The sequence below is a fragment of the Pseudoxanthomonas sp. UTMC 1351 genome (assembly GCF_040948865.1).
Taxonomy (GTDB): domain Bacteria; phylum Pseudomonadota; class Gammaproteobacteria; order Xanthomonadales; family Xanthomonadaceae; genus Pseudoxanthomonas_A.
The window spans coordinates 1-24,726 of the sequence record NZ_JAVGJT010000008.1 but is presented as its reverse complement, the minus strand read 5'-3'; the positions used below and the strand labels follow the sequence as shown (position 1 = coordinate 24,726).

Annotated in this window: 19 protein-coding genes; 8 read left to right on the top strand and 11 right to left on the bottom strand. The window is 62.7% G+C overall.

The features are described 5' to 3' along the window. Positions 1-94: 94 nt before the first annotated feature. Complete coding sequence (hrpB, locus tag AB6O04_RS06075) at positions 95-2,770, top strand: ATP-dependent helicase HrpB (protein WP_368562941.1); 2,676 nt, start codon at positions 95-97, stop codon at positions 2,768-2,770. Positions 2,771-3,117: 347 nt separating this feature from the next. Continuing rightward, entirely contained in the window at positions 3,118-3,492 is a 375-nt protein-coding gene (locus tag AB6O04_RS06070) for a hypothetical protein (RefSeq protein ID WP_368562940.1), read from the top strand. 104 nt (positions 3,493-3,596) lie between these two features. Here AB6O04_RS06070 and AB6O04_RS06065 read toward each other — a convergent pair whose 3' ends face one another. From AB6O04_RS06065 to AB6O04_RS06050, 4 genes are all read right to left on the bottom strand, one after another. Continuing rightward, entirely contained in the window at positions 3,597-4,139 is a 543-nt protein-coding gene (locus AB6O04_RS06065; RefSeq protein WP_368562939.1) for a pseudouridine synthase, read from the bottom strand. 84 nt (positions 4,140-4,223) lie between these two features. After that, positions 4,224-5,099 carry a class I SAM-dependent methyltransferase gene (locus AB6O04_RS06060; protein WP_368562938.1) on the bottom strand — a complete coding sequence of 292 codons (876 nt, stop codon included), beginning with the start codon at positions 5,097-5,099 and terminating at the stop codon, positions 4,224-4,226. Between the two features lie 199 nt (positions 5,100-5,298). Beyond that, entirely contained in the window at positions 5,299-7,008 is a 1,710-nt protein-coding gene (gene aceK / locus AB6O04_RS06055) for a bifunctional isocitrate dehydrogenase kinase/phosphatase (RefSeq protein ID WP_368562937.1), read from the bottom strand. A 61-nt stretch (positions 7,009-7,069) separates the two neighbouring features. Beyond that, complete coding sequence (locus tag AB6O04_RS06050) at positions 7,070-7,942, bottom strand: LysR substrate-binding domain-containing protein (protein WP_368562936.1); 873 nt, start codon at positions 7,940-7,942, stop codon at positions 7,070-7,072. 139 nt (positions 7,943-8,081) lie between these two features. Between AB6O04_RS06050 and AB6O04_RS06045 the strand changes: the two genes are divergently transcribed. Beyond that, entirely contained in the window at positions 8,082-8,318 is a 237-nt protein-coding gene (locus tag AB6O04_RS06045; protein ID WP_368562935.1) for a hypothetical protein, read from the top strand. Between the two features lie 280 nt (positions 8,319-8,598). On the opposite strand, the gene AB6O04_RS06040 is transcribed toward AB6O04_RS06045, so the two are convergent. Together AB6O04_RS06040 and AB6O04_RS06035 are read right to left on the bottom strand one after the other, a co-directional pair. After that, positions 8,599-9,342, bottom strand: a complete 744-nt coding sequence (locus tag AB6O04_RS06040; RefSeq protein ID WP_368562934.1) for a FadR/GntR family transcriptional regulator — start codon at positions 9,340-9,342, stop codon at positions 8,599-8,601. 136 nt (positions 9,343-9,478) lie between these two features. Continuing rightward, on the bottom strand, positions 9,479-12,379 hold the full coding sequence (locus AB6O04_RS06035; protein ID WP_368562933.1) for a TonB-dependent receptor: 2,901 nt from the start codon (positions 12,377-12,379) through the stop codon (positions 9,479-9,481). A gap of 397 nt (positions 12,380-12,776) precedes the next feature. Here AB6O04_RS06035 and AB6O04_RS06030 point away from each other — a divergent pair, with 397 nt between their 5' ends. The 5 genes from AB6O04_RS06030 to AB6O04_RS06010 all read left to right on the top strand — a co-directional run bounded on the left by AB6O04_RS06030 (position 12,777) and on the right by AB6O04_RS06010 (position 20,509). After that, the gene (locus AB6O04_RS06030; RefSeq protein WP_368562932.1) at positions 12,777-14,939 is read left to right on the top strand and encodes a polysaccharide lyase 6 family protein; all 2,163 of its coding nucleotides are present in this window, start codon (positions 12,777-12,779) and stop codon (positions 14,937-14,939) included. Next, positions 14,936-17,188 (top strand): oligoalginate lyase, encoded by a 2,253-nt coding sequence (locus AB6O04_RS06025; protein ID WP_368562931.1) that lies wholly within the window; start codon positions 14,936-14,938, stop codon positions 17,186-17,188. Before AB6O04_RS06030 ends, AB6O04_RS06025 begins: the two co-directional genes overlap by 4 nt. Then, positions 17,185-18,492 (top strand): MFS transporter, encoded by a 1,308-nt coding sequence (locus AB6O04_RS06020; RefSeq protein WP_368562930.1) that lies wholly within the window; start codon positions 17,185-17,187, stop codon positions 18,490-18,492. The genes AB6O04_RS06025 and AB6O04_RS06020 overlap by 4 nt, the downstream gene beginning before the upstream one ends. A gap of 65 nt (positions 18,493-18,557) precedes the next feature. Continuing rightward, a complete protein-coding gene (locus AB6O04_RS06015; RefSeq protein WP_368562929.1) occupies positions 18,558-19,310 on the top strand; it encodes an SDR family NAD(P)-dependent oxidoreductase in 753 nt (250 codons plus the stop codon). 11 nt (positions 19,311-19,321) lie between these two features. Next, positions 19,322-20,509, top strand: a complete 1,188-nt coding sequence (locus tag AB6O04_RS06010) for a GDSL-type esterase/lipase family protein (RefSeq protein ID WP_368562928.1) — start codon at positions 19,322-19,324, stop codon at positions 20,507-20,509. Positions 20,510-20,603: 94 nt separating this feature from the next. Here AB6O04_RS06010 and AB6O04_RS06005 read toward each other — a convergent pair whose 3' ends face one another. The 5 genes from AB6O04_RS06005 to queF form a co-directional block, all read right to left on the bottom strand. After that, positions 20,604-20,966 (bottom strand): gamma-glutamylcyclotransferase family protein, encoded by a 363-nt coding sequence (locus AB6O04_RS06005; protein WP_368562927.1) that lies wholly within the window; start codon positions 20,964-20,966, stop codon positions 20,604-20,606. An 86-nt stretch (positions 20,967-21,052) separates the two neighbouring features. Next, positions 21,053-22,381, bottom strand: a complete 1,329-nt coding sequence (gene icd, locus AB6O04_RS06000) for an isocitrate dehydrogenase (NADP(+)) (protein ID WP_368562926.1) — start codon at positions 22,379-22,381, stop codon at positions 21,053-21,055. A gap of 387 nt (positions 22,382-22,768) precedes the next feature. Next, the gene (locus AB6O04_RS05995; protein ID WP_368562925.1) at positions 22,769-23,251 is read right to left on the bottom strand and encodes a hypothetical protein; all 483 of its coding nucleotides are present in this window, start codon (positions 23,249-23,251) and stop codon (positions 22,769-22,771) included. Between the two features lie 35 nt (positions 23,252-23,286). Beyond that, complete coding sequence (locus AB6O04_RS05990) at positions 23,287-23,592, bottom strand: LysM peptidoglycan-binding domain-containing protein (RefSeq protein ID WP_368562924.1); 306 nt, start codon at positions 23,590-23,592, stop codon at positions 23,287-23,289. A 123-nt stretch (positions 23,593-23,715) separates the two neighbouring features. Then, a complete protein-coding gene (queF, locus tag AB6O04_RS05985; protein ID WP_368562923.1) occupies positions 23,716-24,531 on the bottom strand; it encodes an NADPH-dependent 7-cyano-7-deazaguanine reductase QueF in 816 nt (271 codons plus the stop codon). Positions 24,532-24,726 lie beyond the last annotated feature (195 nt).

The window sequence follows — 24,726 nt, the reverse complement described above, 5'->3', positions numbered from 1 at the left end:
TCCGGCCGAATCTAGCCCATGCAGATGACAGCCGCATCGCAGGCCGTCGCACTTCGAGCCTGCAATGCGGGCGCGTTACCGTTAGCCTTTGCGGATGATTGCACCATCTTTTCCCATCCAATCCCTGTTGCCGCAGATCCGCTCCTCGCTCGCAGCGCACCCGCGCCTGGTCCTGGAAGCACCACCGGGCGCCGGCAAGACCACGCAGGTACCGCTGGCGTTGCTGGACGAGGATTGGCTGGAAGGACGCAAGATCATCATGCTGGAGCCGCGCCGGGTGGCCGCGCGCGCGGCGGCGGGTTTCATGGCCCAGCAGTTGGGCGAAGCCCCTGGTGACACGGTCGGCTACCGCATCCGCTTCGAAAACAAGATCTCCGCGCGTACCCGCATCGAAGTGGTGACCGAAGGCATCCTGACCCGGATGATCCAGGACGACCCCATGCTGGAAGGCGTCGGCGCGATCCTGTTCGACGAATTCCATGAGCGCCACCTATCCGCGGATCTGGGTCTGGCGTTTGCGCTGGACGTGCAAGCTCAATTACGGGAAGACCTGCGCATCGTGGTGATGTCCGCGACATTGGATGGCGAAAAGCTCGCGCGTTTCCTCGAGGCGCCACGCCTCAGCAGCGAAGGCCGCAGCTATCCGGTGGAGATCACCCATTTCCCGGCGCGCCGGGATGAATCGTTGGAACTGCAGACACGCCGTGCCATCGAGGAAGCATTGCAAACGCATCCTGGTGACGTCCTGGTGTTCCTGCCGGGGCAGCGGGAGATTTTGAAAGTGGAGGCAATTCTGAGTCCCTCTCCCGCCGGGAGAGGGGTTGGGGAGAGGGTGCGGCGAAGTAGTGGTGGTTCCGATTTCATAGACTCCGCCGTACCCTCATCCGCCCTTTTGGGGCACCTCGCGGCGCGCCCCGGCCCTGCGCAGCACGCAGGGCGTTCAGGCGTGCGCGAGCCGATGGCTCGCGAGCAGCACGCCCTCACCCCGAAGGGGGAAGGGAATGAGATCGTCATCCTCCCGCTCCACGGCGAACTACCCGTCGAAAAACAATCCGAAGCTCTGCAGCCAGACCCACAGGGCCGCCGCCGCGTGGTGTTGGCGACGAATGTCGCGGAGTCTTCGGTCACGCTACCAGGCGTGCGTGTGGTGATCGACGCCGGGCTGGCGCGCGAACCGCGTTACGACCCCAACAGCGGCTTCGCACGGCTGGAGGTGGTCAACATCTCGCGCGCGTCCGCCGACCAGCGCGCGGGCCGCGCCGGCCGCGTGGCGGAAGGATGGACGTACCGCCTGTGGCCGCAATCGCAACGCTTGGAGCCGCAGCGGCGGCCGGAAATCGCGCAAGTAGAACTCGCATCGCTCGCCTTGGAGCTCGCCGCCTGGGGCACCGACGCGTTGCGCTTTGTCGACCCGCCGCCGTCCGGTGCATTGGCGGCCGCCCGCGATCTGCTGCGGCGACTGGGGGCTCTGAGCGCATCCAACGCGATCACCCCGCCGGGCAAACGCATGCTGGCGCTGGGCACGCATCCGCGGCTGGCGGCGATGCTGCTGTCCGCGCGAAGCGCTGAAGATCGCGCGTTGGCTTGCGATCTGGCTGCATTGGTCGAAGCGCGTGATCCGCTGCGTAGCGGTGGCGATGCACTGGCGGCGCGCTGGCGCGCCTTGGCTGCCTTCCGCAGCGGCCGCGCACCGGCAGAGGCCAACCGTTCCGGTCTGGCGGTCATCGACAGCGCCGCCAAGCAATGGCGGCGACGCATCCGCGTGGACACCGCGCCGCCGGTCACCATCGAGGCGCACCGATTGGGCGACCTGTTGTTGCACGCGTTTCCCGACCGCATCGCGCGCCAACACAGCAGCGATCCGCGCCGTTATCAATTGGCGAACGGGCGCATGGCGCGCTTGTTCGACGACACCGCGCTTTTCGGCGAACCCTGGCTGGTCGCCAACGAACTGCGTTACGAAGCCAAGGACGCGCTGATTCAACGCGCCGCGCCGCTGGATGAGCACGTATTGCGCAACGAATTTCCCGAACGTTTCATCAGCGAAGATGCCGTGCGCTGGGACGCCTCGCGCCGCGCACTGGTCGCCCAACGCGAATCGCGCTTCGACCAGATCGTGCTGGAATCCAAACCGGCCGGCCGGGTAGACCCGGAACGCGCCGCGGCGGCATTGACCGACGCGGTACGCGAGCTTGGATTGTCCGCACTGTCGTGGAGCGAATCCCTGCAGCAATGGCGCGAGCGCGTGCGTTGTCTGCGTGAGTGGATGCCGGACTTGGGGCTTCCCGATCTTTCCGACGAAGCCTTGCTGGCGAACCTGGACGAATGGCTGCTGCCGGCGTTCTCGGGCAAGACGCGTCTGGATGCGTTGGATGAAGAAGCACTGGCCAACGCCTTGAAGTCGTCAATGGATTGGTCCCTGCGCCAACGGATCGATCAACTGGCACCCACCCGCATCACCGTGCCTTCCGGCATGGAGCGGCGCATCGAATACACGCACGGGCAATCGCCGGTGCTGGCGGTGAAGCTGCAGGAGTTGTTCGGCCTGGCGGATACCCCGCGGATCGCCGACGGACGTGTCCCACTTACCTTGCACCTGTTGTCGCCCGGCGGTCGGCCGCTGCAAGTGACACAGGATCTACGTGGTTTTTGGGAACGCACCTATCCGGAAGTAAAAAAGGAAATGAAGGGGCGATACCCGCGGCATCCGTGGCCGGATGATCCCTGGTCAGCCACGGCGACGCATCGCGCCAAGCCGCGGGGTACGTAGCATCGGGATGTAGGCATCTGGCTTTCGCCCCTTTATTAAAAGGGGGGGCTACGGGGGATTTGCTTCTGCTTTTAGAAAGAGCAGAAGCAAACCCCCCTCAATCCCCCTTGACCAGCCATTCGGCTGTTGAAAGCTAAAAGGGGGAGGTAAAGCGAAAGCTCTTACGATTCCCGATTCCCGATTCCCCATTCCCGATTCCCCATTCCCGATTCCCCATTCCCGATTCCCCATTCCCCATTCCCCATTCCCCATTCAGTGCCTGGTCGGTCTTGGCACGTGCCGCTAACGCGCTGTAAACATGGCTCGGTGGACACTGGCGCCGTCACCCACCCAACAGGGGAATGCCCATGAGCAGACTGACGATCATCACCGATCGCGCGATGGAACTGGCCAGCCAAGCCAGCGACAGCTTCAAACAAATGGTGCCCAGCGGCGACAAACTGTTGCAGACGGGTGCGGCCTTGGGCGCGGTGAAGACCGGTGCCAAGGTGGCGCAAGGATTTGTGCGTCGCAATCCGGTTATCGCCATTGCGGCGGCGGCTGGCGTGGGGCTGTTGGCCTATGCGGCGTACCGCAAGCGCAAAAACGACGAAGCCCACGCACCGATCGAAGGAAAGTCCAGGCGGGTTGAAGCGCGTCGCGTCAACGGCGCCACCGCCAACAAGCGCACCACCGCCCGCAAGTCGCGCGCGCATTCGTCTTCGGTTTCGACCGAGCAGTAGCGGCTCACATCCGATGCTGGTGTTGTAGGAGCGCCGTCCCGGCGCGAGCTTTTCTCTTGGATTCTCCCGATCTGACGGGAAGAGCTCGCGGCGGGACGCCGCTCCTACACCTGTACTTCGCGCCACTGACCGGGTGCGAGGTTTTCCAATTCGATATCGCCTATCGCCACCCGCACAAGTCTTAGGGTCGGCAGGCCAACGGCCGCCGTCATGCGGCGGACCTGCCGATTGCGGCCTTCGGTGATCACCAGTTCCAGCCAAGCGTCCGGTACCGTCTTGCGGTAACGCACCGGTGGATCGCGCGGCCACAATTCAGGTGCAGCGTCCAACAGGCGAATCTGTGCGGGGCGGGTGGGACCATCGTTCAAGACCACGCCTGTTCGCAGCGCCGACAACTGCGCCTCGTCAGGCTCGCCTTCCACCTGGGCCCAGTAGGTTTTTGGCTGCTTGTGCCGGGGGTCGGTCAGCCGATGCGCCAAACCACCGTCATCGGTCAACAGCAGCAAACCTTCGCTGTCGTAATCCAATCGCCCTGCCGCGTACGCCTGCGGCGGCAACCCGAACTCCGCCAGCGTCCGCCGCGGCGGTTGGCTGCGGTCGGTGAATTGGCACAGGACGTTGAACGGTTTGTTGAAGGCGATGAGCAAGGAAGGAAATCAGTCGCAAGAAACGATGTTCGTCATCCCAGCGCAAGCTGGGATGACGAGCAAGAAACATGCTGATTCCAAGTACTACGCCGGCTTCACGAACCGCAGCGTCATGCGGTCGCTTTCACCGATAGCCTTGTACTTGGCGGCGCCGGCTGCATCGATGCCTTCGTGATCGTTCGACGGCGGCAGCGTCCAGACACCGTTAGGGTGATTCTTGGTGTCGCTGGGATTGGCGTTGACTTCGCTCTTGGCATCCAGCTTGAATCCTGCTGCTTCGGCCAGTGCGATCACCTGCGCTTGCCCGACATAGCCGGACTTGTCGTCCTCAGGCACATCCTTGGCCGCGCGATGTTCCACCACGCCCAGCACGCCACCCGGCTTCAGTACTGCGTAGAAGCCCTTGAACATGCCCTCGGCTTGTTTGGCCGAGCGCCAGTTGTGCACGTTGCGGAAGGTGAGCACGACATCCGCGGAAGCCGGCGCACCGAACACCGGCGCGGCGGGCGAATAAGCCACGACTTCCGCCTTTCCGTACTGTGCCGGAGAAGCGGCGAACTTTTCTTCCAAGCGGGTCTTGCCGCGCTGCTGATAATCGCGCCCACGGCCTTCCGCCACCGCCATCGGATCGACCACGGCGGCCACGTAACCGCCCTGGTCGCGCAGATACGGCGCCAGGATCTCGGAATACCAGCCACCGCCCGGGGTGATCTCAACCACGGTGTGCGTTGGCTTCACTCCGAAGAACGACAGCGTTTCCGCTGGATGACGGTACTTGTCCCGCACCACGTTGTCCGGCGTGCGCCAGCTGCCTTTCAGCACGGTTTCAAATGCTGTGGCGTCGACCGTCGATACAGCGCCGGCAGCGGCTTTGGTCTTGGCGGCGGGTGATTCGGCCAACAACGGTTGCGATGCGGCCAGAGCAGTTACAACGGCCAGGCACAAGGAAATACGAGTCATGGGCTTGTCTCCGTGAAGGTGCGCGGAGCCTAGCATGGGCCGGGTTATCGGTGAGCGTGGAAGCGGTGAGAGGTGGGTTGGGAGCGGTGAGTGGAGTGGGGACCAGAGGCGAGAGCGCAGGGATCGGAGGCCAGAGTCCGGAGTATGGTCATGACGACGGTACTGAGTCGACTAAGTAAACATTCGATGGAAGATGTTCTTACGCCAACTTCAAAGCATCCGGGTAAGGAGGCGTATCTGGGTAGTCGCCCGCTTTCAACCGCGCTTGCAGCTGACGCCACCACTCCGCTTGGAACAGTTCGCCATGCACGGCTTTCAACGCCTTGGACAAAGGCTCAGGCAAGCCGAGGAACTGCGGGAAGCGTTCCGGGAAGACATCCTTGGGCCCCACGTAGAACCAGGGTCCGTCCGCCATCTCTTCTTCGTAAGTCATGGGCGTGGGGTAGTCGCGGAAGTTGCAGTCGGTGATCAGGCACAGCTCGTCGTAGTCGTAGAACACCGCGCGGCCGTGGCGCGACATGCCGAAATTCTTCAGCAGCATGTCGCCGGGAAAAATGTTGTTGCGCGCCATGTCCTTGATGGCCTGGCCGTAGTCGATGGCCGCCGCACGCGCCGCTTCCGGCTTCTGTTCGCGCAGGTACAGGTTCAGCGGCCGCAGCCGGCGTTGTACGTAGCACAGGTGCAGGATGAGATCGTCGCCATCCTCCGTGATGCTGCTGGCGCAGCCGTTCGTCAGTTCCTCCAGTATCGCCGGCGAAAATCGCGCGCGTGGAAAACGCAGGAAGCGGTACGGCTGCGCATCCAGCAGACGGCCCACACGGTCGAGGTGGAACACCAGCGAATACTTGTCCTCCACGTCCTTGCGGCTCATCTCCTTGGGGTAGGCGAACTTGTCGCGGATCACCTTGAATACCAGCGGATAGCTGGGCAGCGTGAACACCACCATCACCATGCCGCGCGTGCCTTCCGCCGGCACCAGCTGCTCGTTGGGATGGCTGGCGAAATGACGGAAGAACGTGCGGAAGCGTTCCGTCTTGCCCTGCTTGGCGCGGCCCAGCACCGTGTAGATTTCATCGATAGGCTTGTTGGGCACCAGCGTGCGCAAGAACACCACCGCGTCGCCGACGGTCGACAGGTCCGCGTGGAAATAGCTGCGCGAGTAGCTGAAAAGCTGCGTTACATCCGAGCGGCTGGTCAGCACCGCCTCGGCGCGTAGCTGGCCATTGTCATTGACCAATGCAATGACGCACGGCGAAAAGCGATGCTCGCCAAAAACCCGGCCAACCAGGTAGGCACGCCGTTCGCGATAGAACACCGTGTCCAGCAGTTCGATGGAACGCGCCGGGTGCTCGCCCCAATGCGCCAAATCGTCCTGCAGGCGCACGGCGATGGCGGCGGCGCAGCGAGTAATGTGGGCGTAGGGGACATCGAAACGGTAGTCGCTCAGTACGCGAGCAAAGGTTTCAGTGGGCCGCAGCTCGGAAATCGCATAGCTATGCCGCGCGACCGGATGGGTGATCGCATCGGTGGGTTCGATGTCCAGCGCGATGAACTCGATGGACGGATCCACGCCGCGCGTCTTGAAGAAGCGCCGGCTGAGCGTGTTGTAGAACGTCTTGTACAACTCACGATCGATCAGTTCACTGATCAACCGGTTGTAGTGATCGCGGACTTGAGACCACAGCACTCTGTCGTGCGCCTGTCCCAGCAATGAAGATTGCAAACGCAGCGCGCATTCGGCGATGCACTGGTCGTATAGCTCGATACGCTCCACCGCATCGGTACGCGCGCCCGCCCAATCGCGGGTTTCAAAGCGCTGCTTGGCGCGGCGGGTGATGTCGGCAAAGCGAGCGTGATAATCCGCGAAAGCGTCGTGTATCAGTCGGGCGATGGTATCGGCGCGAATCATGCCGGCATCTTAGCGGCGCGCAACGCAATGTTGCCAAGCCATCATTCGCCGCGGTCGACCATCACGGCTGCACGGCAGCCTGGTCCAGTAGCCATTGGCGCATCTTCTGGCAGCCGGGGTGCGCCACGCTGCGCTCCGGGTAAACCAGGTAGTGGGCGAAGTTGGCCTTCAGGCGCTTCTTCGTCAACGGCACCAGCCGACCGGCCTTGATCAGCGGTTCGGCCAGCGTCCAACGCGCCAATGCCACGCCCACGCCCTGCGCGGCGGCCTGGTGCAGTGTTTCGGTATCGTCGAACTGCGCCACATAGCGCACCGGCGGCTCACCGCCATAGTGTTCGAACCAGTCTTTCCAGCGATTGGCCGGGTCGCCCAGCAACGGCAGCTTTGGCAAGGTCGCCAGCGAAGGTCTGCCGTACTTCTCCAACAGCTGCGGACTAGCGACTGGGGTGATCCACTCGTGAAAGAGAAATTCCGAGTGCACACCGGGCCAGCGTCCGCCGCCCAGCCGCAAGGCCATGTCCACGGGCTCTCGTTCGAAATCGACCACGTGCGTACTGGATTGCAGGTTGAGGCCCAGTTCCGGATGCGCGGCTAGAAAGTTGGGCAGCCGCGGCACCAGCCATGCCGTGGCCATCGACGGGATCAGGCTGAGCGTGACCATATGATCGGTGTGCAGGCTGAGCCGCTGTAGCGCGTTTTCGATGGCATCCAAAGGCGCGGCCACGGCATCGAACAGCCGTTGCCCGGCGGGAGTCAGTTCCACCCCGCGCGGACCGCGCGCCAGCACGCGTTGGCCCAGTCTTTCTTCCAATAGCCGCATGCGGTGGCTCAGTGCACTGACGGTCAGGTGCATTGCTTCGGCGGCGCGGGTCAGGTTGCGCAGCCGCGCGGCGGTAACAAAAGCATCGATCTGGTCCAGCGGAAGTCGGCTCATCGTGCGCTCTGAGGTAATCCGGCCAGTCTTAAACAAACCTCAAGCCTGGCTTGTGGATGTTTCGCTTTTTCGGCCGGCAGCATGCGCCTAACTTGGTAACCGTTCAAGCCGGATAGGCCGGCGAGACAGGAGAAGACCCATGCGTACCAATACGAATACATCGTGGTGGCGCCAGCTGGGCGCGATCAGCCAGGGCATGTTGTTCCTGGATGGCCACATTGCCACGGTCGAAGCGGCCAAGGCCGCGCAAAAAAGCATCGACACCGGTACCGGCAGGACAGAAGCCGAAAGCTCAGCGCGTTCCACTGCCGCCGCGAGACAGGCCGAATACACCGGGCAGATGCGCCAGATGACGGCGTTGTCGCTGTTCCGCTAAATCCGCGAACACGTAGGGTGGGCCCCGGCCCACCATTGCCATCTCAACGCCCGCATAGACAACCATCGAGGACATGCTCGCGGATAGGAGCCCGGCGTTGTCAATTGCCATCGCGAGGTTCGGCATGGCAACGGTGGGCCCGGGCCCACCCTATGAGAGCTTGGCACCATTGTCGGTGCGCTTGTGTGGATAACTATCGACGGCGTATCCGCGGAGCGAGTTGGCCTCGCTAATTGCCGTCGCGAGCTTGGAGCATGGCAACGGTGGGCCGGGGCCCATCCTAAATCCGTGTCGTAGCGAGGAAGCGCTCGCGATCCTGTTGCGTGCGGCGGCGTACTTCCGCCAGCGCTTCGCTTTCGGTGGCTTCCAGCATGGATTCGAACAGGCGCTGGAAGTGGCTGCGCATCGCGTTGCGTGCCGCTGCCGGGTCCCTGCGCTGCAAGGCAGTCAGGATGGCGGCATGTTCTTCGGTCCGCGAGTTGCTGTCGTTGTGGCATACGCGCGCATAGACCTGGCGCACGCGCGGAAGATCGTTGCGCATGCGCCAGATCAGATGGATGCAGTACTCGACCACCGGATTGCCGGCGATGCGGGCGATGGCCAAATGGAATTTCTGGTCGGCTTCATTGGCGGCTTGGTCCGTCGCGTTCGGGTCCGACATCGCCGCGATCAATGCTTCCAATTCGGCCAGTTCATCGTCGGTGACATGGCTGGCGGCAAGCGCCGCTGCTTCGGCTTCGATCACCGCACGCGCGGCGGTCAGGTCGAACGCGGTGACGTCGGGCAATGCGCCCAGTGTGTCCGTACCGCGAGCTTTCACATACACGCCCGAGCCGGTCTTGATGCTGATCCGGCCCTGCGCCTCCAGTGCGATCTCTGCTTCCCGGATGGTGACCCGGCTGACTCCGAAGCGTTCGGCCAAATCCCGTTCACCGGGCAGGCGTGAGCCCACTGGGAACTCGCCCGACTCGATCAGCTTCAGGATCTCGGCGGCTATGGATTGATAGAGACGGCTCTCGGACATCGTGGAATCAGAACCTGTTGGTGACGGCGCCTCATTCTGGATTGAAAAGTCCGGATTGAAAGCTTGGATCGGCAACACGGATCAAAGCCGGGGCGCCTGGAAAAAAACGGCGCGGCCTCAGGCCGCGCCGCCGCGTTCAGAATCGATATCGTACACCCAAATAATAACGGCGCCCGTAGGCGTGGTATTCGTGGAAATTGCCCATGACCGGCATGTCGGAGATGCGCGGCTCGTCGGTCAGGTTGGACGCTTCCAGCGAGAACGACAGATGCTTGTTCACGCGCCAGGTCGTGCGGAAGTCCACCGTCGAGCCGCCGTGGATATAGCGGTTCTGCGAGGGCGCGCCGACGAAGCGCTGGTAGTACTCCGAGCGGTACTTGTAGATCGCCTGCAGGTCCACCGGCCCGAGCGTCCAGTACAGTGAGCCTGAGGCGACGTGCTTGGACAAGCCAAAAATGTTGGCGGGTTCGACCAGACCCGGCGTGATCTCGCCGGTCTCCGGATCAACCTGGTCGCCGAGCCGCAAGTCGTGGTTTTCGAAGTTGGAATCGGCGTAGTTGTAGCTGACCTTGACGCCGAGACCGTCGAATGGCGCCGGCAGATAGGAGAAACGATGCGACCCGGTGAACTCGACGCCGAAGAGATCGCTCTTCTCATCCGTTGTGGCGTACTGCTCGACCGGGACCACCACGGTTTCGCCGTCGATCACGAAGGTCTCATCGATCACGGTCGGAATGTCGCCGCCGGTGAATTGCTTGTAGTAAATCGCCGCGCTAAGCAGCGAGTCCCGGTTCGGATACCACTCAAACGAGATATCCCCGTTCCAGGACAGCAGCGGCTTGGTGCTGGGATTGCCGGTGGCCGCGATGCTGTCGATAGCATCGGCGATGCTTGTGAACTCGCCATCCTCCACGTCGATCGTGCGGCCCGCACCCAGCGCACTCATATCCGGCCGCGCCATCGCACGGTACACGCCCACGCGCAGGACCTTGTCATCGGTCAGTTCGAGTGCGGCATTGAAGCTGGGCAGCAGCACGTCGTTGGACGCCTTGACCACCTGGGTTTCGAATTCGCCAGTGGACTCGACCGTGACCGTGCCGTCGCCGTTGCGCACCACGTCCAGGTCGCTGCGCAGGCCGACAGAGCGTACATCCGTCTTCACCCAACGCACGCCAAAGTTGCCAGTCACCGGCAGGCTGAACCACTCCGATGCGAAGTCGCCCATCAGATAGACCGCCTGCGTCTTCTCGCCGATATCGTTGTTGGCAGGATCGCGCAGGTCGGGGTTGCGGCCGGTGTCGTCCACGCCGGAAAGCGCGCGGAACAGGCAACGCGAATCGAAGGTGGCCCAGCTATTGATCGTGTTGCCGCTGGCCGCGTCCAGGAAATCGTCCTGCGGGAAGGCGGTGCGGCAGGCAAGATTGGCATCGCGGATCAGGCCCAAGTTCTGGTTACGGTTGATGTTGATCTCGACCCGGTCGTCGTAATCGCGGTAATCGGACTGCGCGTAGCGAACACCGCCCTTGATGGCGGTAAAGAAGCCGCTTTCCGGAAAATAGCTGCTGTCGAAGCGGAAAGCGTGCAATGTATGCTCGCGCAGTTGCTCGTCGCGGCGCAGGCGCGGCACGTCGCCGAAATTCTCCCAGCGGGTGATATCGAAGGCCGGATCGATGACCAGCGCCGGCACGTCGCCGCGGTGGTCGTAGCTATAGTCGACGTAGCGCGCGCCGTTGATGCCAATGGTGTCATCGCCGTTGATGTCTTCGTTATCGGCGCGCAGCCGCGTGGTCCAGTCGTTCTCGGTGCGTAGCGTGTGCGAATACGCGAAGTCGGTCGAGAACAGCCAGGCGGCACTCGGACGCCATTGAAAGTTGAGTCCGGCGCCTTCGTATTCTTCCGCGCGCACCTTGTAGTTGGAGTTGGTCTCGATGCCGCTCTGTCCGGTGAAGGAGCGCACGACACCGTCCGCGTCGGCCACCATGTTGCTGATGCTGCGGCGGCCGTCCGGCAGTACCAGTTCGTTGCGGTCCTCGCTGAAAGTGCGGTCGGACCACTGATAGTCGAAGTTCACTTCCATCGTGTCGTTCGGCTGCCATTGCAGGGCAGCGAAGGCCGCATCGCGCTTGTCGTGCTCGACCAACTGGCGATACGTGCGACCGTTGGGGACCAGATAGAATGGCGTATTGCCCGCCCTGGGGTCGCCAGGGCGGATGCCGCCACCCGTCGCATCGCAATTCACGTTCGCTCGGTTGAGCGTCGCATCGCAGGCGGTCCAGGTGGAACTGGTGGCGGCGACTTCCTCCGGGTTGCTGCCTTCCAGACTCTGCACGCCCAGCGAGATGCCTAGCCTGCCGCCGTTGGCGAACTCGAACTGGTCGAGATAGCTTGCGGTGCCGCGCCAGCCCGTGCCGTCGCCGTCCTTGAGCTTGCCGTCGTATTCCGGATAGGTCGCGCGTCCTTCCAGCTGAATGCGGCGCTCGTCGAACGACAGCGGCTTGACCGTTTCCATGTTGATCGTGCCGGCGATGCCGCCCTCGATGAAGTCGGCTTGCTGGGTCTTGTAGATCTGCACGGTGTTGATCAGCTCAGCCGGGAACTGGTTGAAGTTCACCGAGCGATCACCGCTGCCATTGGTGGCTTCGCGGCCGTTGAAAGTGGCTGAGCCGAGGAACGGCCCAAGGCCGCGCACCGAGATCTCGGTCGCGCCGCCTTTCTCGCGGTGGGTGGAAGCACCGGTGATGGTCTCGATCGCCTCGCCGATCGACAACGCCGGTAGGTCGCCGATGTCGGTGGCCGACAGCGCGTCCGAGATCACGGTGGCGTCGCGCTTGGTCTGGATCGACGATTGGATCGAGCCGCGAATGCCGGTGACGACGACTTCGTCGAGTGTCACCGGCGTTTGCCCGGACGGCGGGGTTTCCTGCGCTGCCGATGGGGCCGGTGCCGCGGGATTCGCGGGCCGCGTCTCTTGTGCCGACGTGGTCGCGGCAGCGCCAAGGGAGGCCCATATGGCATACAGCAACGCGTTCCGAAGCATAGATGGCTGGACACGTTTGACCGGCAAGGGTCCCGGGTAGCGCCGCATAGTTCTCTCCTCCCATATTTGCGCCCGGCTGGCCAGGCTGGATGCCCGAGTCAGCGGGCTTGGGGCGCAGGTTTCACACAGATCCAGCCGATGTCAAGAAATTGGTATGAATAACCTTGCCAGAGTATTGGTTTGCCTATTTCGCATACCATTTATGTGCTAATGCAGCATCAATTTGCGTAGATTCGCTATACCAGAAATCACGAATCTGGTATTTGAAATTGGTTGACGGGCGTCGTTGCTCTGCTACCATCCGGCTCCACAAGGCGCTGCGAGGCCTGACTGGGAGAAATACATGCAATTGCGGGCCTTGGGCGCATTAACCGCATGGCTGTTTTGGACAGCGCCGATGGCTGCGTACGCAGCCTCTGCCGAAGCGGGGTCCAGGCATCTGGTCCGGAACCAGCAGGAATACGCCGGCGCCGTCCGCGCGCTGCGGCCGGGCGACACACTGGTACTGGCCGACGGAACCTGGCCGGACTTCCAGATCGTCCTGACCGGCAAAGGCGCGCCAGGCCGCCCCATCACCCTGACAGCTCAGACCCCGGGTGGCGTGACATTGACCGGCCAATCCAACCTGCGGATGGCCGGCGAACACTTGGTCGTGTCGAATCTGGTGTTCCGCAACGGCTGGTCGCCTACCGGCGAGGTCGTCTCGTTCCGCCGCTCGCGCACCGAACGTGCGAACAACAGCCGCGTCACCGGCGTAGTGATCGACCATTTCAATCTGCCGGACCGCAGCCAGTCGGATCATTGGGTTGCGATGTACGGACAAGGCAATCGCTTCGACCACAACCACGTCGTCGGCAAAACCAACGCCGGCGCGACCTTGGTGGTGGTGCGTGACGCGGAACAGGGACTCGATAACCGGCACCGCATCGACCACAACTATTTCGGACCCCGGCCGAATCTGGGCTCCAACGGCGGCGAAACCATCCGGGTTGGCACCAGCCACGAGTCAATGTCGGACTCGCATACCGTTGTCGAGAACAATTGGTTCGAAGGCTGCAACGGCGAAGTGGAGATCGTCTCCAACAAGTCTGGTGGCAATATCTATCGCGGCAATGTCTTCTACCGTTCACGCGGCGCGCTGGTGCTGCGGCATGGCGACGGCAACCTGGTCGAAGACAATGTCTTCCTGGGCGGCAACGAACCGCATACCGGTGGCATCCGGGTCATCAATCGTCGTCAGACCGTGCGCAACAACTATCTGGAAGGCTTGGCGGGCAACGGATTCGCCTCGGCTCTCACGGTCATGTACGGCGTGCCGAACTCGCCGGCCAACCGCTACGTCCAAGTTGACCGGGCGGTGATCGAAAACAATACCTTCGTCAACCCACGCAGCATCTTCCTGGGCGCGGGCATGGACCAGGAGCGTTCGGCCGCTCCGATCAACAGCAGGATGTCGCGCAACCTGATAGTGAACGACGATGGCCACGACCCGCTGCGGAAGCTAGGCGATCTGACCGGCATCGCTTCCGTCGGCAATGTGCAGAGTCCGAAGAAATCGATCGGATTTCCGGATGGTGTGGAAGCACGCAAAGTCGAGATGATCCGCGGCGACACCGGGCTGCTGATGCCAGTCGGCGTCGAAGGCGTCGGCGCCCGCCGCGATCTGCGCCCGATAGCGCGAGACGAGGTGGGCGTTGCCTGGTATCCCAAGCACAAATCGGTGCCGGCCTTCGACAGCGGAAAATCGCAGGTCGTTTCGCCCGGGGAAGACACCTTGACCAGCGCGTTTGCCGCAGCAAACGCGGGCGATCGGCTGACGTTGGAAGCGGGCGACTACTTGGTCAATCAGGTCCTGCTACTCGATCGTCTACTCACCGTGGAAGGACCGGCCAAAGGCGACGCCGTCATCATGTTCTCGCGATCCACGTTGTTCGATATCGCGGCCGGCGGCTCACTGAAGCTTTCACGACTGACCTTGTCGGGCGAGGCGGCACCCGACGAAGTCGGCAACGCGGTGATCCGCGCGCGTCCGGGTTCGGGCGCCGCCAACTACTTGCTGATCCTGCAAGACATCCGCGCCACCAACTTGAACATCAACCGTGGCTTCGATGTCGTGTCGGCCGGCAAAGGCACGCTGGCGGATCTGATCGCCTTGCACCGAGTCACTGTCGAGGACGTCTCCGGCGCGGTTATTTCCGCCGCCGCCGAAACCGACGACCGCGGAACCTACAACGCCGAGCTCATCGAGATCGAAGATTCGATATTCCGCGGCGCTGCCGGACCGGCGGTCGATCTTTACCGCGGCGGCACCGACGAAAGCACCTTCGGGCCGAAGCTTCGCATCGCCGGATCGAGCTTCGAACGCGTCGGTCGCAACAGCCATGCTTCAGTACGTTTGCGCGGCGTGCAGCGCGCTGAGCTGATCGGCAATCGCTTCATCGATAGTGCCGGCGTGCGCTTTACTCACAGCGTGGGAGAGCCTGTGCTGATCGCGGTCCGCAACCAGTTCACCGGTACGCCGCCCGTCCAATCTGACGTTCCTGTCGAGACCGCACGATGAGTCGTTCCTTCCTTCTGATTGCGCTGTTGTGCGCAGGCACGGTTCTTGTTGGAAATGCGGGTGCCGCACCGACGACAGTGACGTCTGCCGCCACCGAACCCGTACTGGTGACGGCGGCCGAGTGGCAGCACATGGCGCAGACCGGATCGCGTTATCCGCTGTTCGCGCGCGAGCAAACGCGTGCGATCGGGATGGTCCAAGCGGCGATGAAAGCCGGTATCGACGTGCCGACGCCCAAGGACCCTGGCGGCGGTTACACCCATGAGCAGCACAAGCGGAACTACCAGGCGATTCAGGCCGCGGGCGCGCTGTATCGCCTGACCAGCGATCGCGCCTATGCCGATTTCGCGCGCGACATACTGCTGGAATACGCGCGCCTGTACCCGACGTTGGGCAAGCATCCGGCTGGGCGTGGACAGATTCCAGGACGTCTGTTCTGGCAGATGCTCAACGACTCGGTGTGGCTGGTCCATGCCAGCCAGGGCTACGACGCCATCCGCGACAGTTTGAATGCCGAGGATCGCCGCACCATCGACGAGCAGGTGTTCCGGCGGATGGCGCGTTTCCTGTCAGAGGAGACGCCGGAAAACTTCGACCGCATCCACAACCACGCCACCTGGGCGGTCGCGGCGGTTGGAATGGCTGGCTACGTACTGCGCGATCAGGAGATGGTGGAAAAGGCACTGCTCGGCTTATCGAAACAGGGCGAAGCCGGGTTTCTCAAACAGATCGACCAGTTGTTCTCGCCCGACGGTTACTACGAAGAAGGACCGTACTACCAACGTTATGCGTTGGCGCCCTTTGTGGTGTTCGCGCGGACTATCGAGCGCAATGAGCCGCAGCGGAAGATATTCGAGCACAAGGACGGCGTGCTGCTGAAAGCCGTCGATACGCTGGTGCAGAGCAGCTACGGCGGTTACTTCTTTCCGATCAACGACGCGCTGCTCGACAAGGGCCTGGATACCGAAGAACTGGTCGCCGGCATCGCGATCGCCTATGCACAGACCGGCGACGAACGCCTGCTCTCCATCGCCGAACGGCAGGGGCGCACGTTGCTGACGCCAGAAGGGCTGCAGGTGGCTGAAGCGCTGGCCGCGGGCCGGGCGAAGTCGTTCGATTTCCGCACGCTGTTGCTACGTGACGGCCCCGACGGAAAACGCGGCGCGCTGGCCATCCTGCGCACCGGTGGCGAGAACGGCCAGACGCTGGTGATGAAGAACACCGCGCAAGGGATGGGCCACGGCCATTTCGACAAGTTGCACTGGCTGTTCTATGACAATGGCCAGCGCGTGGTGACCGATTACGGCGCGGCGCGATTCCTCAATGTCGAAGCCAAGTCTGGCGGCACCTACCTGCCGGAAAACACCAGCTGGGCCAAGCAGACGGTTGCTCACAACACACTGGTAGTGAACGAGCAAAGCCATTTCGGCGGCGACTGGCGCGTGGGCGAAAAGCACGCGCCGACGCCCTTGTTGTTCGAGCAAGCCGATGGCATGCAGATCGTTTCTGCGCGAATGGAAGGCGCCTACGATGGGGTGGTGTTCACTCGCACGCTAGCGTTGCTGGAGTACCCGGAGCTGCCCCTTCCCGTGGTCATCGATCTGCTGCGCGTGGATGGCAATGCACCGGCGCGCTACGACCTGCCGCTGCATTTCAATGGCCATATCATGAATGTGGGCTTCGAAGCGCAGCGCGCGCTGGCCGAACGCCAGGTGATGGGCAAGGCCAATGGCTACCAGCATCTGTGGGTCGATGCGTCCACCACGCCATCACCAGACACTCGCAGCTTGAGTTGGTTGTTGGACGGACGCTTCTACACCTATCGCTTCGGTGCCAGCGCGCCAATCCGCGCCATCCTGGCGGAGAGCGGCGCCAACGATCCGGATTTCAACCTGCGTCGCGAACCGGTGCTGATCCAGCGCATGGATGGCCAAACGCAAGCGAGCTTCTTCGGTGTGTTGGAACCGCATGGCGAATACAACGGCACCGCCGAGTACGTGCATGGCGCGAACAGCCGTATCCGCAGCATCCAGCGCCTGCGTGGCGAAGACGCGGATGTCGTTCTGCTGACGCTGATATCCGGCGGAACACTGGCATTGGGAATCGCCGACGACCCGACATCCGCGCGCGATCATCGTGTCGTAGCCAACGGGCGGACCTATCAGTGGAAGGGCCGCTACGCTCGCATCGCTCAGCCCGTAGACGCCAAGCCATCGGCCCGCAAGCAGCAGGAGTCGCAGCGCCCATGACCGGCACGTCCACCAAAAGAAGATCCGCAGTGCGCTGGATCATCATCGCGCTGATCGCGCTCGCCACCGTCATCAACTACATCGACCGCAATGCGCTGGCGGTGATGTGGCCGGAGATCTCCAGCGAGATCGGTGCGACCAAGGAAGATTACGCGTTGCTGGTCACCGTTTTCATGCTGTTCTATGCGGCGGGCCAGTTCGCCTTCGGCCGGTTGTTCGACATCATCGGTGTTCGCCTCGGTTTTGCGTTGTCGATCATGGGCTGGTCGATCTCCATCGCCCTGCATGCCGTCAGCCATTCGGTGCTGTCGTTCAGCGTTTTCCGCGCGATGCTGGGCATCAGCGAAGCTGGCGCTTGGCCGGGCGCGGTCAAGGCCAATGCCGAATGGTTTCCCGCCAAGGAGCGCGCGCTGGCACAAGGCATCTTCAACGCCGGCGCTTCCATCGGCGCCATCGTCTCGGCACCACTGATCGCGTTGCTGTTCCTGTGGCTGGGATGGAAGGGCACGTTCCTGCTGATCGGCGCGCTGGGTTTCATCTGGCTGCTGCCATGGCTGATCGTCTACCGCGCCGGCCCTGATCGTCATCCGTGGGTCGATGCGGCCGAGCGCGCGTTGATCCTGGACGCACCGGTCGGCGATGGACCGATGTTGCCGGCCTATGCGCCAACGCTGAAGCAGCTGATGTCGCACCGGCAGAGTTGGGGCATTGTGCTGGCGCGCTTCTTCATCGATCCGATCTGGTGGTTGTTCGTATCGTGGCTGCCGATCTACCTGGCCGAGACTTTCGGTTTCGACATCAAGCAGATCGGCATCTTCGCGTGGGTGCCGTTTGTCGGCGCCATGCTGGGCAGCCTGTTTGGTGGTTGGCTGTCGGGGCGGTTGATCGCCGGTGGCTGGAGTATCCACCGCGCTCGCAAATGGACCATCACCCTGGGCGGGATCATCATGATGCCCGCGCTACTGGGCGCGGTGTTTGCGGCCGAACCCGTCGCCGCCGTGCTGACCATCGCCGCGGTGCTGTTTGGCTTCCAAGTCGCCATCGGCAACATCCAGACGCTGCCGGGCGATATTTTCCATGGCAAATCGGTAGGTTCGCTGGCCGGCATCGGCGGCATGGCCGCGGTGGTGGGCACGCTGATCACCACGTGGCTGGTACCGGCCATGACCAAGATTTCCTACGCGCCCATTTTCATCCTGGTGGCGGCCTTGGTGCCGCTATCGCTGGCGGCGATCTGGCTGATCACCGGCCGCATCGAGAAACTCGGTGGTGCGCCGGAGCATCGCTTACAGCAGCACCGCTGATAGCAGCGCCGCTGACACCGCCCTTACCCAGAATCCCCCTCCCCAAAACAAAAGGACTTCAGATCATGCTATTCAAAGACAAAGTGGCGATCGTCACCGGCGGTGGGCGCGACATCGGGCGCGCGGTTTCGTTGAAGCTGGCAGCCGAAGGTGCCAAGGTCTGCATCAACTACGCCAACGACGAAGCCAGCGCGCTGGAAACGCTCAAGCGCGTGGAAGCCGCCGGTGGCCAGGCGATCGTTCACCGCGGCAACGCGGCTGACGCTGCAGCGGTGGCGGAACTGGTGGCAGCGACGCAGGCGGCATTCGGTTCGCGCATCGACATCCTGGTCAACCTGGCAGGCGGCATGGTGGCCAGGAAACCGTTGGCCGAGATCGACGAGACGTTCTTCCACCATGTCATGGACTTGAACTTGAAATCGGTGTTCCTGACCACGCAGGCGGTAGTGCCGCATATGGGCGAAGGCGCGGCCATCGTGAACTTCGCTTCGCTGGCCGGGCGCGATGGCGGCGGGCCGGGCGCTTCGATCTACGCGACGTCCAAAGCCGCGGTGATGACGTTCACCCGCGCCATGGCCAAGGAACTGGGCCCACGCGGAATCCGCGTCAATGCGTTGTGCTGCGGCATGATCGCGACGCGTTTCCACGACGACTTCACCAAGCCGGAAGTGCGCCAGGCGGTGGCCAACGCGACGCCCTTGCGACGCGAAGGACGTGCCGAAGAAGCCGCGGCCGCGGCGGTGTTCCTGGCGTCGGACGCTGCCAGCTTCATCAATGGCGCCAACGTCGACGTCAACGGCGGCGTGTTCTTCTCCTGAGAGCCCGGTCGATGATCGTTACGCGGTTACGCCGTATCGCGGTCTGCGCGATAGCGCTGGCACTCAGCGTTGCGGCGCATGCCACACCCGCACCGATCTGGGTGCCGGCGTGGATCGCTTCCCCGGCGCCGGACCGTCTTGACGGCACGCCGGAAGCACCGTTGCAGTTCAACGATGAAACCGTTCGCCAGCACATGCGGCTGGGCACCTCCGCCACCGCACTCCGCTTTCGCATCAGCAATGAACTGGGCGCGCAGCCGCTGAAGATCGGTGCGGCGTCGGCACGATTGATAGGCGCGCCTGCCCCGGCATTGCCGGTGCGGTTCGATGGACGCAGCGAGGTGGTGATCCCGACGGGCGGCGTACTGGTCAGCGATCCTGTTTCGATCGCCGCACCCGCTTTCTCAGAGATCGCATTGAGTATCTGGTTCCCTGAGCCGACACGGCCCGCCGTGCGGCGCACCACTCTACGCGTTGTGCAGGGACGTTCCGATGTGCCCGACAACACGCCACTCTCATATCGACAGAACGTGGTATCCGCAGTGCTGGCGCAGCGCGCGCATAAGCCACGCGTTGTTGTGGCATTGGGCGATTCCATTACTGAAGGCGCTACCGCCACGCGCGGCACTCATGGGGATTGGCCCGCGCTGCTGGCCGAACGCCTGCATCGCACCTGCCCCGACCGTGTCGTCGTACTGAATGCCGGCATCAGCGGTAACAAGGTGCTGGACAACGGCCGCAGCCATAGCGCTCTCGCCCGCCTCGACCGCGACGTGCTGGCGCTGCCTGGCGTCGACCAAGTGATCGTGTTCGAAGGCATCAACGATATTCGCCACAGCGGCGCGCCGAATTTCCTCCCAGGACGCAATGCGGGAGAGATGATCGCCGGCTATCGGCAGATTCTCACGCGGCTGCAGCAGCATGGGATCGCTGTGATGGGCGCAACACTGACACCCTTCGGCGGTTCGGAGCGGTATGAACCCGTGTCGGCCGAAACGCGGCGGCAGATCAACCGATTCATTCGCGATGGCCGAGAGCTTTCCGCAGTGATCGACTTCGACGCCGCGCTCCGCGCTCCCGGCAACTTCGAAGCCATGCCCGCCGAGATTACCCGCGATTTTCTGCACCCCAATGACGAAGGCTATCGCCGCATGGCAGCCTCGATCGATCTTTCGTTGTTCGGTTGCAAGGTGCGGTGATGTAGAAACGGCGTCCCGCCGCGAGCTCTTCCCATGAGATTGCGATAACAGCAAAAGAGCTCGCGGCGGGACGCCGCTCCTACAAGGGATACTCTCAGCCTGGTACCTGCGTCGCCTTCACATACACCCAAGCTCCCACGCCGGATTTCAGGCGTACCCGCATGCGCTGGTAATCGGAAACTTCATATCGGTCGGCTGCGGCCAATTCGCTGGCGCTGATGCGGAAAACCGTGCCCTGCACTTCATCGGCGGGATCGTCGCTGGGCGCGACGATAGGGTGGAAGCGTTCTCCGCTGGCCGCCACTACCTGCGGGTCGGTGATTTCCACCATCGTCCGCGCGTAGCCCGGCAACGCATCGGGCGTGCCTTGCAGTCGACGGCCGAAGGAAGACAACTGCACGCTTTCCAGCTGCAGCGTGCCGTAGGAAAAGAGATGGATATCGAAAGGTTCGCTCACGTAGGGGACCTTAAAAAAGAACGCCCAGCTTGCGGCCGGGCGTTCGTGCTTCAACAGGACGATGTTTTAGCAGGACTGCACGGACATCAAAGGTGCTTGATGATCTCGTCAGCGAATTCGCTGCACTTCACTTCGGTGGCGCCTTCCATCAGGCGGGCGAAGTCGTAGGTGACGCGCTTGCTGGCGATGGCCTTGTTGACGCCGTCAATAATCGCATCGGCAGCTTCGGTCCAGCCCATGTAGCGCAGCATCATTTCGCCCGACAGGATCACCGAACCCGGATTGACCTTGTCCTGGTCGGCGTACTTGGGCGCGGTGCCGTGGGTCGCTTCGAACACGGCGTGGCCGGTGACGTAGTTGATGTTGGCGCCCGGCGCAATGCCGATGCCGCCGACCTGCGCGGCCAGCGCGTCGGACAGATAGTCGCCGTTGAGGTTCAGCGTGGCCGACACGTCGTATTCCTTCGGACGCAGCAGGATCTGCTGCAGGAAGGCATCGGCGATGGCGTCCTTGATGATGATGCCCGCGCCCGGCTTGCCTTCCGGAATGACGTGCCAGGGACCGCCGTCCAGCTCGACCGCGCCGAAGTAATCGCGTGCTACCTGGTAGCCCCAATCACGGAAGCCACCTTCGGTGAACTTCATGATGTTGCCCTTGTGCACCAGGGTCACCGACTTGCGCTTGTTCTCGATGGCGTAGCTGATGGCGCTATGCACCAGGCGCTCGGTGCCCAGGCGGCTGACCGGCTTGATGCCCAGGCCGACTTCCACGGTCATGTCGCGATGCGGCGCGCCGATGCCTTCCAGCGCCTGCTGCCACTCGTTGACCTTTTCCTGCGTGCCGAAGCGGATCTTGCTGAAGGGCTGTGGGAATTCCTTGGCCAGGAAATCCAACACCTTCTGCGATTCGGCGCTGCCGCCGGCCCATTCGATACCGGCGTAGATGTCCTCGGTGTTCTCGCGGAAGATCACCATGTCCACATCGCCCGGCTTCTTCACCGGCGAGGGCACGCCTTCGAACCAGCGCACCGGGCGCAGGCAGACGTACAGGTCCAGCATCTGCCGCAGCGCGACGTTGAGCGACCGGATGCCGCCACCGACCGGCGTGGTCAGCGGGCCCTTGATGCTGACCAGATAATCGCGGCAGGCCTGCACGGTGGAGTCCGGCAGCCAGGTGCCGAACTGGTTGTTCGATTTCTCGCCGGCAAAGACTTCCAGCCAGTGGATCTTCTTGCTGCCGCCGTAGGCCTTCTCGACCGCGGCATCCAGCACGCGCACCGAAGCGCGCCAGATATCCGGGCCGGTGCCGTCGCCTTCGATGAAGGGAATGATCGGGTGGTTCGGCACATTGAGCTTGCCGCCCGAAATCGTGATCTTCTCACCGCCGGCCGGCGGTGTGAGGACAGGTTCTGCCATGGAACTGCTCCCGGTAAGACGCGCAACGTGAGGGCTGACGCGAGTGGTTTGGACGTGGACCCCCATTGTCGCGGTTTATGCCCGTTCGAGCAAAACCTGTGTTCAAGCAGTCCCCAGGACATGTTCTCGTAGAGCCGAGCTTGCTCGGCTGCCTTCGTTCGGAATCTAGGAAACTCCGAAGAGCAGCGGAGCAAGCTCCGCTCTACATAAAGGCCTGTAAGCGACTATTCCCTATCGCCTGCCGTTGCGACGGCCTCATTGCCACTGGCTCGGTGCTATCGCGGGGCGCAGCTCCGCTCTACGAGAAGCGGGCGCACCCTTGCCAAAAAAAAGGCGCGGATCGCTCCGCGCCCAAGCTTGCCCACTGAGGGTGGGAGAGAGGTGGAATTACTTGATTTCGATTTCCTGCATCACGCCGGCGGGCTGGCCATTCAAGGTGACGTCCACCTTGTACTTGCCGGCGGGCCACGGGTTGGCGTTGGTGAACTCGAAATTGGTCGTGCCGCTGCCGGTGGTGTTGAGCGTTTCCGACTTCTGCCCCGCAACCTGGCCATCCTGGTAGGTCAGCTTGGCGTCGAGCGTGGCGTTGGCCGCATCGCCCTGCGTTTGCACCGAGACGATGATCTTGTCCTTGGTGCCCAGCGTGGTCATGGCAGCCACTGACTTGTCGGCGGCGGCGGTATTGCCCACGGTGACGCCGGTGACGCTGACGGTTGCCGGAGCAGGTGCAGCGGGTGTTGTCGGAGCAGGCGCGGGCTCTGTGGCAGCCGGCGGAGTGGGGGTGGCTTCTTCCTTCTTCTTGCAGCCGGCCAGCGCGATGCTGCCGGCCAGGCCGATGATCAGGGCATAGGAGATACGGTTGAGCTTCATGGTGTCGGTCCTTGTCGTGAATGGAAAAGAGAGCTTCAAGCGCCGGTGGACTTCGGGGGCAGCTTGATCACCTGCCCCGGGAAAATGCGGTCGGGATCTTCAATGGTGTCGCGGTTGGCTTCGAAGATCTGCTTCCAGGCGTTCGCGCTGCCGTAATGTTCCTTGGCAATCTTCGAAAGCGTGTCGCCCTTGTCGACGGTATAAGTCTGCTCGCCTACGATTTCTTCCGTGCTGTCCACCCGAGCGGTGACGCCGGAGAAGTCTGCCTTTTCGACTTTCTGCTCAGTCGTGTCGACTTTTGCGCTGACGCCGGAAAAATCTGCCTTCTTTTCGGTGCTCATAGTCAACAACCTTCCTGATGGATGTTGGAAACGAGGCATAGCCTTGCACGCACGCTGTTAAAAAAGCATGGCGCGCGCGTGAAGAAACGAAGACAGTTCAGAAACGGCGACTTAACGTATGGATTACTGGCGTACTTCGCGTTTCGCTTCTGGCAATGCGGTCCCCTGCGTCGCCCGCAATGGATTGATGTCCAAGCCGCCCCGGCGTGTATAGCGCGCTTCCACCGACAGCCACTGCGGGTGGCAGTGCGTCGACAGGTCATGAAAGATGCGTTCGACACATTGCTCATGGAATTCGGCATGATCGCGAAAGCTGACCAGATAGCGCAGCAGCGCCGGCCGATCAATGCGTGGTCCTGAGTAACGAATCACCACGCTCGCCCAGTCCGGTTGTCCGGTGACCGGGCAATTGGATTTCAATAGCTGCGAGTACAGCGTTTCTTCCACCAGATTGCCGGGCTCGGCGGTCAGAAAATCCGCGCGCGGCGGGCCGTAGTGATTGATTTCGATATCCAGCCCATCCAGCGACTCGCCATCTTCCGCATCGACCATCGGTGGCAAGCCGAAGACCACCCCGACATCCGCACCGGCGCGCACCGAAAGATCGGTGCGCAAGCATTCCAGTACCGCGGCATCACTGTTGAAACGCGTCGCGTTGAGCGAGTTCAAGTAGAGCTTGAGCGACTTGGATTCGATCAGGTTGGGCGAATCGAACGGCACGGTGAGGGTAGCGGTGGCAACGCGCGGTTTGCCGCGCGCGTCCAGCCAGCTCAGTTCGTAGGCATGCCAACGGTCATGGCCGATAAACGGCAGGGCGTCGTCGGCGATGCCGATTTCGGCGCGCGCGGCGTGGCGGGGAATGGCGAACAGCAGGCTGGGATCGTAGTGCGCGGGGTAGGCGACTTCCCGGCCCAGGGAAGACTCGAAGGGGGTGCTCATGGCGATATTCTACGGATCGGGCTTGAAGCGAAGATATATAGGCGGCCAGCCGTTCACCAACGATGCGGCATAAAGCAGGTTCGATCGCTGTCGCTGATGAGGGCGTGTTCGCCGCCGCCCCAGCCCCTCGCGGGGCTCCCACGTAAGAGGGGCCTCTGACACAGTAGGAGCGGCGTCCCGCCGCGAGCTCTTTCC